This is a genomic window from Candidatus Dedyshia acidiphila (genome assembly GCF_051025295.1).
Lineage (GTDB): Bacteria > Acidobacteriota > Terriglobia > Terriglobales > Acidobacteriaceae > KBS-83.
Genome location: NZ_JBMGJV010000044.1, coordinates 20,336 through 31,214 on the forward strand (window position 1 = coordinate 20,336; position 10,879 = coordinate 31,214).

A 10,879-nucleotide genomic window follows, 5' to 3' on the forward strand; every position below is an offset into this window, starting at 1 on the left:
CGTCTGTATGATGCGTAACAATGCGAGCCGACAAGCTCATGCGGAAGCCGGCCGTCACTGCATTGGCAGCCCTGGCACTGCTGTTTGGGTTCGGCCTGCGCCTCTGGTTCGTGCGCCACTTCCCCCAGGTCAATGGCGACGGGCTGATCTACGGCGATATCGCCAAAAATTGGCTTCACGGCACCTACGGCATGACGCAGTACGGGGAGGGCGGCGCAACGGTTCACCCGACCCTCATCCGGCTGCCGGGCTACCCGCTTTTTCTAGCCGTTTGTTTTCGCCTGTTCGGGGTTGACCACTATGGCGCCGTGCTCTTTCTCCAGATCGCCCTCGACCTGTTCGCCGCGCTGGTGGTTGGGTGGACAGCACGCGAGGTCGCAGGCGAACGTGCCGGGCTGGTCGCGCTCCTGTTGGCTGCGCTCTGTCCGTTCACGGCCAACTACGTTGCCGCGCCGCTGAGTGAAACGCTCTCGATCCTTTGTGTAGCACTGGCATGCGCAGCCGTGGTGCACTTTGATCGGCAACCGGGCTGGGCACCGGCACTGCTGCTGGCGGCGTGCTGGTCCTATGCCACGCTGCTTCGTCCGGACGGCGCCCTGCTCGCCATAGCCTGCGTCGTCAGCCTCACGTTGGCGAGGCGCTCCTCGTCCAAGCGCAATAGTCGATTCAAGCTTCTGCTCACGGCCACGTTGCTTTCGGTGCTTCCGTTTGTCGTGTGGACGGCCCGCAATGTGCGCACCTTGCATGTCTTCGAGCCACTGGCTCCCCGATATGCCACGGACCCTGCCGAGTCCACCGCTCCCGGGTTTCAGCGCTGGATCAAGACCTGGGCCGTCGATTTCGTGTCGACGTCTGAGGTCTATTGGAACGTCGATACTGCATCGATCGACATCGCGTCACTTCCGCAACGTGCCTTCGATTCTGAAGCGCAGCGCAGCGAGACCGCCACACTACTAGATAAATACAACCAGCGCCTGGAACTGACACCGGCCCTCGATGCGCGCTTTGCTGCACTGGCCACGGCGCGCACGCGTGTACATCCCTGGCGAACGCACCTGCTGCTTCCAGCTCTGCGCGTGCTCGACATGTGGTGCCGGCCGCGCACGGAGATGCTCAACATTGAACTGCGCTGGTGGCAATATGACCGGCACAGGAGCGAGACGATCTTCGCCACTGCATACGCAGCGCTCAACCTCGTCTACATTGTGTTTGGTCTGGTAGGGGCGTGGCGATGGCGGCGGGCAGCCCTCGTACTCGTGACGATGGTACTTGCTTATTGCGCGCTGCGCAGCCTGCTGCTCGCGGACATCGAAGCGCCCGAGGCTCGATACACCATCGAGGCATTCCCCATGCTGTGCATCCTCGGGGGAGCCGCACTGACCCCGAGGTCTCAACGCCCAGCTACTTACGAATGATGTGGTAGCCCTTATCCTTGGGTTTCAACAAGTCGGCAGAAATGCGCGAGTTGTACTTGATGCCCGTGTAGTTGGCGGTACGGTTGTCGCCGGACGGCTCATAGAAAATCTGCCGCAGGCTGAGTGATCGCGTGGGATCGATCCAGATCGTCACGTGCGTGAACAGGTTCGCAACGCTCTGCTCCTTGGGTTTCAGATCGAGCTTCGCGGTGGTGGTGCCGCCGATCGTCTCCATACCTTGGCAGGTGACTGTCCATTGCTTGTCTAGGTCCTTGCCACTGCCGCCGAATCCGAGTGTGAGGAAGCTTTCAAATTGGCCCCGATTGGCTCCAGCCGTGAAGAGCGTCTCCTGCTGGATATCCGGCTGCACAAGGGTTAGTGTGCCGCCGTTATAGAACACCGACTTGTCGGCCGGTTTCTTGATATAAGCTGCCATCGAGGTCGACTGTCCGCGGCGCTCGAAGTAAATCGTGCCGCTCTGGATGTCATGCTCATTCACCACAGACTGCAACACGTCCCAGTTGAAGTCCGCCTGCGTGCTCTGGAACTTCGCGGCTGCGATATCCATCTGCGCTAGCACCTTGGTTTTGTCACAACCCTGTGCCCGCGCTGCGCTGGCGCAGGCTGCCAGCCCGCAACAAGCTGCCACTCCGGCAAGCGCCCGCCCGATCCTGCCATTCCCTCGTCCCATTGTCGTCACCGGCGCGCCCATACCTTGTAACTCTCCACCTTGCCGCTAGCATCCTTCTGTGCCTGCCAGCGATCGATGGAAACCCCACTCGATATCGGTGCGATGCTCTGTTCGAGTTCCGAGCGCACCTTCGCAGAGTCCTCTGACTCGGGCACCTGGTCCGCACCGATCTCGAAAGTGAGATGTCCATCCTGCCCCGAATGCACCAGCACTCCATGGCCACGCGACATGGGTTCCTCCGGGCGGTCGTGAAACGCAATGAAAGCCGGCGATACGAACAGAAACAGCAGGATCAGCGTGACCATCACGTCATAATGGAAGCTGCCGCGCTGGTACGTCCAGAACAGATAATTCTTCAACAACTTCATCGAGTCTTTCCGCCTTCCGCTGCGATCACGGTCGCACCCCCCATGTAGGGCACCAGCACCTCCGGCACCCGTACAGACCCATCCGCTTGCTGATAGTTCTCGAGAATCGCAAGCCATGTGCGGCCGATCGCGAGCCCACTGCCGTTCAGGGTATGGACAAACTCAGTCTTGTTGCGCCCCTGCGGGCGGTAGCGGATGTTCGCGCGCCGCGCCTGGAACGCCTCGAAGTTGCTGCACGAGGAGATCTCCCGGTACAGCCCCTGCCCGGGCAGCCACACTTCCAGATCATAAGTCTTGGCTGCGGAGAACCCCATATCGCCCGCGCAGAGCAGCATGCGGCGATACGGTAGCCGAAGGCGCTCGAGGATGGATTCTGCATTCCGAGTCAACTGCTCGTGCTCTCGCTCCGAGTCCTCGGGACGCGTGAATTTGACCAGCTCTACCTTCTGAAACTGATGCTGGCGGATGATACCGCGCACGTCCTTGCCATAGGACCCGGCCTCCGCGCGAAAGCAGGGTGTGTAGGCGGTCAGTGAAATCGAGAGATCCGCCTCTTCCAGCACCTCGTCGCGATAGAGGTTCGTCACCGGAACCTCGGCCGTCGGGATCAGCCAGTGGTCATTGTCGCGGTATTGCCCGGGCGTGAACCCTTCCGCATCGGCTGCGCGAAACAGATCATCGGCAAACTTCGGCAACTGCCCCGTGCCGTAAAGGGAGCGGCTGTTCACCATCACCGGCGGCAGTACCTCGCGATAGCCGTGCTCGCCGGTGTGCACATCGAGCATCCAGTTGGCCAGCGCACGTTCCAGGCGTGCGCCCTGCCCCCAGTACACGGCGAAACGCGCTCCGGAAAGCTTCGATGCGCGCTCCAGGTCAAGGATCCCGAGCGCCTCTCCCAGCTCCCAGTGCGGGCGAGGCGCAAAACCGAATGCGGGTTTCTCGCCCAACTGCTTCTGCTCCACGTTGTCGTGTTCGGAGGTGCCCGGTGGGACAGAATCGTGCGGCAGATTCGGAACGCTGGCAAGCATCGCGCGAAGCTGCTCGTCGCTGGCCGACGCGGACGCATCCAGCGCATCGAGCCGATCCTTCAGCTTGCGCGTCTCTTCCATCAGCGCGGACGCATCTTCCTTCGCGCGCTTGCGTCGACCGACCTCTTCACTCAGCGCATTCCGGCTGGCCTTGAGTGTCTCCGCTTCGGTGATTCGTTCTCGGCGCGCCCGATCGAGCTCCGCGAAATCACCCAACAGGTGAGCCGGATCCTGCCCGCGGGCGCGCAGTTTCTCCTGCACCAGCGCAAGGTTGGTCCGAACGAACTGCAAATCATGCATATCGGCTTCTATCGTACCGGAAGCAGTCGTGACGGTGAGCAAAACAGCACGGCGAAGAGCCCTGCCGAAGGGATGAGGTCCAGCACTCGAGGCATCACAGCTAATAGGAAAACTTATGGCGAACAGCTCCCCCATCCCGCGCAGAAGACTTGGCAAGTCCAACGTGGAGGTGTCCGCGCTCGGGCTCGGCGGCCATCATCTCGGCTCCGCCAGCGACGAGCAGACCGCGATCGAAATCGTGCACCAGGCACTCGATGCGGGCGTAGATTTCTTCGACTGCTGCTGGGAGTACAACCGCGGCAAATCAGAAGACTGGCTCGGCAAAGGTCTGAAAGGGCGTCGCGACAAAGCGTTTCTGATGACCAAGGTCTGCACCCACGGACGTGACGGCGCGCTGGCGATGCAGATGCTGGACCAAAGCCTGCGCCGACTCCAGACCGATCACCTCGACCTCTGGCAGATTCACGGCGTCAGCTTCCAGAACGATCCTGATCTGTTCATCCGGCCCGGCGGCGCAGCCGAGGCGCTGCGGAAGGCGAAGGAGAGTGGCAAGGTTCGCTTCGTCGGCTTCACGGGCCACAAGGATCCGGACCTGCATCTCGCGATGCTCAACACCGGATTCCCGTTCGACGCCGTGCAGATGCCACTCAATCCGTTCGACGCAAACTTCTTCAGCTTCGAGAAGAAGGTGCTTCCAGTCCTGCAGGAGCGAGGCATCGCGCCCTTGGGAATGAAGCCGATCGGCGGTCATGGCGAGCCGGTGCAGAAGGGCGTCTTCACCGCGCAGGAACTGCTCCGGTACGCCATGTCGCTTCCAGTGACGACAACCATCACCGGCGTCGCGGAGTTGCGCATCCTGAAGCAGAACCTCGAGGTCGCGCAAGGCTTTACGCCTCTGAGCCAGGCCGAGATGGATCAACTGCGTGAGCGTGCCAAGCCCTATGCCGGCGATGGCCGGTTCGAGCTCTACAAGGTCAGCCTGAAGTTCGACAACCCCGAGGCGCGCCTGGCACATGAGTTCCCGCTGGACACAGAGCAAGTCGAGGTAAAGCAGATGATCTATGCCACGCAGAACACCGGACGTCCCTACCCGCAGGTGCAGGGCTCTTCGGGAGTGTGACCACTGCTGCAGGCAACAACAGGATCCAGGGGATAAGCAGGAACATGCACACGACACTACGCGACAACGAGGACCACAAGCCGAACGCACGGCCAGACAATGATAGAGAGTCGCAGGACGTCACACGCCGGCGATTCCTGCAGACCGCGGCCATCACCGGTGTCTCTGCCGTGGTTCCGCTCGCAGCCTCGGGCGCGCAACATTCGGGGTCCGCTCACGGCGGCTCAGTAGAGTTCGCCTCGAAATCAGGTTCCGTTAAGGCTGGGGGTGATGCGGTGCAACTTTCGAACACGCCGAACCCGGTTGTCGCTAACTTCCCGGGAAGCTACGGCTCCACGCCCGTCCCTGAGTTTCAAATGCAGAAGCGTCCATTGGGCCGTACCGGCCTGCAGGTGTCGATTCTTGGGATGGGCGGCTTCCACCTTGGCACGGTGGCCGGCCAGGACGAAGTCAACAACATGGTTGCGAAGGCGATCGACCATGGCATGAACTTCTTCGACAACGCGTGGGAGTATCACGAGGGCATGAGCGAGGAGCGGCTGGGAACCGCACTGAAAGGCAAGCGCGACAACATCGTCCTGATGACCAAGGTCTGCACCCATGGCCGCAAGAAAGATGTCGCCATGCAGATGCTGGAAGAGTCATTAAAACGGTTGCAGACCGACCATCTCGATGTCTGGCAGGTTCATGAGGTCGTCTACTACAACGACCCCGAGAAGTGTTACGAGCCAGACGGTGTCCTCGAGGCGCTCACCGCAGCCAAGCAGCAGGGCAAAGTTCGTTTCGTCGGCTTTACCGGCCATAAGAATCCGAGCATTCATCTGGACATGCTTCACCGCGGGTATCCGTTCGACACCATACAAATGCCGATCAATGCGTTCGACCCGAGCTATCGTTCCTTTGAGCGAGAGGTGCTTCCAGTTGCAGAGCAGCGCGGGCTGGCTGTTCTTTCGATGAAAAGTATGGGTGGCTCTGGTGAATGCATCGTGAATGGCGCCCTCACGCCGACCGAGGCACTTTCCTATGCAATGAGTGTTCCCGGCGTGTCGACAACCATCTCCGGCATGGATTCGATGGCTGTGCTCGACCAGAATCTCGCCATTGTGAGTGCGTTTGCGCCGCTCACGGAAGCAAAGATGCAGGAGCTTCGCGAGCACGGGCGTACCTTCAATGACGGCAGGTACGAGCTCTTTAAAAGCACGATCAAGTACGACGGGGAGTTAGGTCGGCAGCAGCACCACTTCCCATCAGCTTCTGAAACTCCAGCCTGAGTTGCACGTGCAATAAGTTGATCGGCTAGGAACAATCCTAGCGCGTTCCATTCATTGCCCCGGCTACCATCAAGGGTGTTGAGTGGTGCGACCTTGCCGTCGCTCCTTCCGTCACACTCTCGCTTACACACGTGCGATCCCGCACTTGACTTCCTTCTCAACTTGCTAATGCTGGAGAGAGGCTCATGGCTCGACCCATCCTGATTGCATCGCGCGATGCGACCCTGCGGCAGTCGCGTTCCCGGCTGCTGCGTAATGCCGGCTACACCACGATCCGCATCGACGACATCGCTCTGGCCTGCTCGATGGCCCGCTTCGGCGCGATCGGTACAGTCGTGCTCGATTGGACCTTCAGCGCCGATCAGCAGGCCGCACTGATCTACTCTCTGAAGCAGCTGATGTGTCGCGTGCATGTCATTTGTCTGCGGCACGAGCTGAGAGACAGCAACATGCTGCTCGATCAGTGCGCCCGCTGCGAGAATGAACACGTGGGCGGATGTGTCCACTTTCTGCAGGACGCTGCCGTACGGAAAACTGCCGATGGCGCCAAGCAGAAAGAGCCTGCGCCCAATCTTCCCATCAGTGCCTAACGCAACACACAACCTGGCTCCGAGCACGCCACTCTTACCGCAAGCGCGTACATAGCGCTTGCGGGATAGAGAGTGACAGACCAGCCGAATAGCAAGGCAACACAGCACAAACGTTCCGCACAACACGAACCTGCCAGGACGTCAGCCCTGCGCAATGGTACTGATGCTGCAGTCGCGTGGGACGGCTACGACGCTTATCTGTTCGACATAGATGGCACCCTGCTGACCTGCCGCGACGCAGTTCATTATTTCGCGTTCTGCAACGCGCTCAGCTGGATGCACGGGGCACCACTCAACCTAGACGGCGTTTCTGTCCACGGCAACACAGATCCGGGAATCCTGCGCGACGCCATGACTCTCAGTGGAGACAAGCCCGCCCGATGGCGTGCGCTCCTGCCCGAAGCCATGCAGCGTATGGCCCAGGAAGTGAGTGCGAACCAGACAGACATATGCGCTGACGCCGCTGATGGTGTGGAGCGAGCACTTGAGCATCTACGCAGCCGTGGGGCAACGCTCGGCGTGCTGACCGGGAATCTTGCCGTAATCGGCAGGATCAAGCTCGAGCGTAGCGGACTACTCGACTGGTTTTCCTTCTTTGCCTTCAGCGATGGGTTCGAGCAGCGCGCTGACATCGTGGCAGATGCGGTGCAGCGAATACGCCGTCAAATGGGCAATGCAGCGCGAATCTGCATCGTTGGGGACACGCCGCTCGACGTGCGCGCCGCCCGCGCCCATCAATTGCCGGCGATTGCCGTTGCCACGGGCACTTTTTCCCGCTCGGAGCTCGCGGCGGAGTCGCCGGCGTATTGTGTCTCTTCCCTGCTCGACCTTCTCTGACGCGATCCGTGCGTCTTCGCGCTTAGTACGTCCATGACATGTTCGAACTCCTCCGCCCGGTGGCGCGCGGTGTGACTGGACAGGATGCGATCCCGCGCCGCACTGCCCATGGCTAGGCGCTCCTTCTCCGAGAGACTGGTCAGTATGTTTATGACTTCCTCTGTCTGCTCGACCAGCACAACTTCGCGGCCGGGCTCGAGGAACTCTGCAATCCCCTCCCAAGGATCGGAGACGATGGCTGCTCCACAAGCGGCCGCCTCAAACAACCGCACCGATGGCGAGTAGCCCGCCTGCACCATGTCGGCGCGTGTCAGATTGAGAGTGAAGCGCGATGACGAGTAAAAGGCGGCGTGCTCAGGGGGAGGCACGTGCTCCACTCGCTCCACGTTGTCAGGCCATATAGTTTCAGGATATTGCGAGCCTGCGATGACGAAGTGCTGGCTCTGGAGCTGCCGCGCGGCCCCCCCCAGCAAGCGATCGAGCTTCTCCTGCCTGTCTGGCGAGTACGTGCCTAGATAGCTGAGATCGCACGGATAGGAGTGGCCCTTAATCGCTTGGTACGCGTCCGGATCGACTGAGCAATAAAACGCAACCGGGTAACGAGCCCCGAATCGCTTCCGCAGGCACTCGAGTACGCGGCCGCCGGAGAAGCTGAGATAGGCCTGGAATCCAGGAATTTGATCGCGCCGGAGATATTCGCAACCGCCCTGGCTCTCGAGCGCAGCCATCGTCACCGGCGTGTCGATGTCATAGAACAGCACCGGCGCCGGGCACTTGGCTTGGAGTGCATCTGCGGCCCGTATGCCATCGCCAAAGTAGGATCCGAGGACCACTGCGTCGGCGTCACGCGCATCAGCCAGAATCTTGGGTGCGGCCTTGTCCCAGTCGTCATACAACCGCACGCGGCAATATTCAGGGTGCGGCAGGTCGCGCGCGGAGCGATACCACGGGACGTCCTTTTCCCAGAAATGAATTCGATGGCCGCGGCGATGAAGCGCGCGGCACAACGAGCGGTACGTCGTGGCGTGGCCGTTGCCCCACGACGATGTGATGCTCAGACCGAGAATGACAATTTTCATGCTGCCTCGACCTCGGTCGCCTGCACGGCTTGACCGGCGACCAGCCGCAGCAGAGCAGCATCTACCTGAGTTCCGCGCATCTCGTAAGTGTGCTCCCGCAGCGCGCGTGCACGGAACGCCTCGCCACAGCGGCGTGCATCCTCTGCCGAATACGTACGCAGTAGGGTGACGACATCCTCGGCTGAACGTACGATCAGGACTTCCCGGCCAGGCTCGAAGAACTGCGCCATGCCGGGCCAGTCATCACACATCAGGCAGGCGCCGCTTCCCGCAGCCTCGAAGACACGCGTCGGTGGCGAAAATCCAAAGGAGGCCATCGACGCTCGATTGATGTTGAGCACCATGCGTGCGGAGCAGTTCACCACATTGTGATCGCCGGTTGGAACATGCCCGATCCAGCGCACGTTCGAAGGCATCGGCTTGTCCCCCCAACCCTCGCCGCCCAGCAGGAAGCTCTTCTCCGGCGCGAGCATCGCTGCACGGAGGAAGAAGTCCTCAACACGTTGCTCGCGATCCGGCAGACGATTTCCGATAAAGGCCAAATCACAGGCGAGAGCAGGATCCGGTTCAACAGGATGGTGCGTCGTCGAATCAAGCCCGTTGTAGATGCTCTCGAAGCACCGTGCACCAAATTGCTGGAAGGCTTCCTTCGTGCGTGGGCCCCCGCCGTAGGTGAACACCGCGTCGTAGTGGCCGATCCATGTTGCCAGGCCACTCTCCGGATTCTCTCGCATACGGGCAATCGTGGCTGGCGCGTCTACGTCCCAATACACCACGCGGCTCTCGGGCTTGCACTCGAGCACCCGGCGCTCAAGCTCTTCATCATCGACGCCGATTCCACTGTGCTTGACCACAACATCTGCTCCACGCGCCCCCTGCAGCAGAGCGTCGAGATCAACCGTGGGGCGGTACACAATCGTCTCTGCGTACGAGTAGTCGCCAGGGTCGATATGCTGCTGGCGCTGGAACGCGTCCGGTTCAGCAAATACGATTTGGTGCCCACGCGCATGCAGCGCGCGATAAACGCCACGATAGTACGTTGCGGCACCGTTCCAGTAGGACGACAGCAGACTGGAGCCAAAGACAAACAGCTTCACGCCAGCACCTCCTCGCAGATAGCGGTCAACTGCTGTGCACGGTGATCGCAGGTATGGCGAGCGAGTACGGTTTCAAGCCCGCGGCGTGCCTGCGCGGCTGCACCGGCAGGGTCGCTTAGCAACCGCCGAATGCTCTCCGCCATCTGCTCCGTACTGCTCACCGAGATGTAATCGCCCTCACGGAAAAGCTGCTCGACATCGTTCCACGGCGCGGAGATCAGCGGGATGCCAGAAGCGAGTGCCTCGAAAACGCGAATTGTCGGGATTCCCTGCATGGATGTGCGGTACTGCTGTCTCGGGATGTGTAGCGTGAGTCGCGAACGACGGTAGGCCTCCGCTGCACCCAAATTCGAGATATACCCACCGAGGTGAATTCCGGCGTCTGCGAGTGCCCGAATGCCCTGCTCGGGATACCTCACGCCGTGCACCACCCAGGAGACGTCGGCCAGTTGTCGTGCCGGCTCGACGAGATATTGATACAGCTCACGCGTCCGCTCTCCGTCTCCCCAATTGCCAATCCAAATAACGTCGTTGCTTCGTGATTCGGCTGCGGTGGGAGAGAATACGCTTGTGTCCGCAGCCTCGTGAAAGGTCCACGCGCGAGTTACCCCGAACTGTTCTACATAGATGCGGCGCAGCGCCTCACCGAATGCCAACACACCGTCGAAAGCCTCGATCTGCATCCGCTCGATCGCAGCCGGCGAACTGGACGCGCGGTGGTGCGTGTCGTGGAACAGCAAACGACAGCCCGAGGACTCCCGTGCCCTCAGCAAGGTACCAACCAGCTCCGAGTCATTCCACTCATGCACGATCGCGATATCGACATCGTTAAGAGCCGCAGTGATCCGATCCGACTCGCCCGCGTGCGCACGGATTTCGAGGTCGGGATAAGCGCGCGTGAACTCCGCAAGCGACCCGCGGCCCGCCTCGCCTTCTGCGTCGATGAGGTTCGCGCGCGACCACCCATCGCGCTCCTCCCAACAGACGACGGAATGGCCCATGCGCCCCAGCGCGCGTGCCAGCCCGCGCAGGAAATGCGCATTGCCGTTATTCCAATCGGAGGTGAGGGAATGCACGAAAAAA

The 10,879-nt window shown here is 60.9% G+C and carries 11 protein-coding genes; 5 read left to right on the plus strand and 6 right to left on the minus strand.

The annotated features are described in order from the left end of the window. The first annotated feature begins 20 nt into the window (after positions 1–20). Positions 21–1,415: a glycosyltransferase family 39 protein gene (locus AC5IJH_RS15490; protein WP_491903733.1), complete on the plus strand. Its 1,395-nt coding sequence runs from the start codon at positions 21–23 to the stop codon at positions 1,413–1,415. Here AC5IJH_RS15490 and AC5IJH_RS15495 read toward each other — a convergent pair. The 3 genes from AC5IJH_RS15495 to serS all read right to left on the minus strand — a co-directional run bounded on the left by AC5IJH_RS15495 (position 1,402) and on the right by serS (position 3,802). Next, a complete protein-coding gene (locus AC5IJH_RS15495; RefSeq protein ID WP_491903734.1) occupies positions 1,402–1,983 on the minus strand; it encodes a LolA family protein in 582 nt (193 codons plus the stop codon). The two genes, AC5IJH_RS15490 and AC5IJH_RS15495, sit on opposite strands and share 14 nt — an antisense overlap. Before the next feature lie 128 nt (positions 1,984–2,111). Continuing rightward, on the minus strand, positions 2,112–2,474 hold the full coding sequence (locus AC5IJH_RS15500) for a hypothetical protein (RefSeq protein ID WP_491903735.1): 363 nt from the start codon (positions 2,472–2,474) through the stop codon (positions 2,112–2,114). Beyond that, positions 2,471–3,802: a serine--tRNA ligase gene (gene serS / locus AC5IJH_RS15505; protein ID WP_491903736.1), complete on the minus strand. Its 1,332-nt coding sequence runs from the start codon at positions 3,800–3,802 to the stop codon at positions 2,471–2,473. Before serS ends, AC5IJH_RS15500 begins: the two co-directional genes overlap by 4 nt. Positions 3,803–3,917: 115 nt before the next feature. On the opposite strand from serS, the gene AC5IJH_RS15510 reads away from it, so the two are divergent. The 4 genes from AC5IJH_RS15510 (at position 3,918) to AC5IJH_RS15525 (ending at position 7,620) form a co-directional block, all read left to right on the plus strand. Further along, a complete protein-coding gene (locus AC5IJH_RS15510; RefSeq protein WP_491903737.1) occupies positions 3,918–4,922 on the plus strand; it encodes an aldo/keto reductase in 1,005 nt (334 codons plus the stop codon). Between the two features lie 44 nt (positions 4,923–4,966). Further along, positions 4,967–6,193 carry an aldo/keto reductase gene (locus tag AC5IJH_RS15515; RefSeq protein WP_491903738.1) on the plus strand — a complete coding sequence of 409 codons (1,227 nt, stop codon included), beginning with the start codon at positions 4,967–4,969 and terminating at the stop codon, positions 6,191–6,193. A gap of 185 nt (positions 6,194–6,378) precedes the next feature. Then, positions 6,379–6,783 (plus strand): hypothetical protein, encoded by a 405-nt coding sequence (locus tag AC5IJH_RS15520; protein ID WP_491903739.1) that lies wholly within the window; start codon positions 6,379–6,381, stop codon positions 6,781–6,783. 72 nt (positions 6,784–6,855) lie between these two features. Continuing rightward, a complete protein-coding gene (locus AC5IJH_RS15525; RefSeq protein WP_491903740.1) occupies positions 6,856–7,620 on the plus strand; it encodes an HAD family hydrolase in 765 nt (254 codons plus the stop codon). Here AC5IJH_RS15525 and AC5IJH_RS15530 read toward each other — a convergent pair. From AC5IJH_RS15530 to AC5IJH_RS15540, 3 genes are all read right to left on the minus strand, one after another. Then, positions 7,518–8,699 (minus strand): CgeB family protein, encoded by a 1,182-nt coding sequence (locus AC5IJH_RS15530; protein ID WP_491903741.1) that lies wholly within the window; start codon positions 8,697–8,699, stop codon positions 7,518–7,520. The two genes, AC5IJH_RS15525 and AC5IJH_RS15530, sit on opposite strands and share 103 nt — an antisense overlap. Next, the gene (locus tag AC5IJH_RS15535; RefSeq protein WP_491903742.1) at positions 8,696–9,796 is read right to left on the minus strand and encodes a CgeB family protein; all 1,101 of its coding nucleotides are present in this window, start codon (positions 9,794–9,796) and stop codon (positions 8,696–8,698) included. Before AC5IJH_RS15535 ends, AC5IJH_RS15530 begins: the two co-directional genes overlap by 4 nt. Beyond that, the coding region (locus AC5IJH_RS15540) for a CgeB family protein (RefSeq protein ID WP_491903743.1) at positions 9,793–10,879 on the minus strand (1,087 nt) is incomplete at its 5' end. The genes AC5IJH_RS15540 and AC5IJH_RS15535, both read right to left, overlap by 4 nt.

Excerpts from the sequence above, each read along its gene's own strand:
- AC5IJH_RS15490 (WP_491903733.1), top strand. The coding sequence starts at position 21 with ATGCGAGCCGACAAGCTCATGCGGAAGCCGGCCGTCACTGCATTGGCA.
- AC5IJH_RS15520 (WP_491903739.1), top strand. The coding sequence starts at position 6,379 with ATGGCTCGACCCATCCTGATTGCATCGCGCGATGCGACCCTGCGGCAG.
- AC5IJH_RS15530 (WP_491903741.1), bottom strand. The coding sequence starts at position 8,699 with ATGAAAATTGTCATTCTCGGTCTGAGCATCACATCGTCGTGGGGCAAC.
- serS (WP_491903736.1), bottom strand. The coding sequence starts at position 3,802 with ATGCATGATTTGCAGTTCGTTCGGACCAACCTTGCGCTGGTGCAGGAG.
- AC5IJH_RS15515 (WP_491903738.1), top strand. The coding sequence starts at position 4,967 with ATGCACACGACACTACGCGACAACGAGGACCACAAGCCGAACGCACGG.
- AC5IJH_RS15510 (WP_491903737.1), top strand. The coding sequence starts at position 3,918 with ATGGCGAACAGCTCCCCCATCCCGCGCAGAAGACTTGGCAAGTCCAAC.
- AC5IJH_RS15500 (WP_491903735.1), bottom strand. The coding sequence starts at position 2,474 with ATGAAGTTGTTGAAGAATTATCTGTTCTGGACGTACCAGCGCGGCAGC.
- AC5IJH_RS15495 (WP_491903734.1), bottom strand. The coding sequence starts at position 1,983 with ATGGATATCGCAGCCGCGAAGTTCCAGAGCACGCAGGCGGACTTCAAC.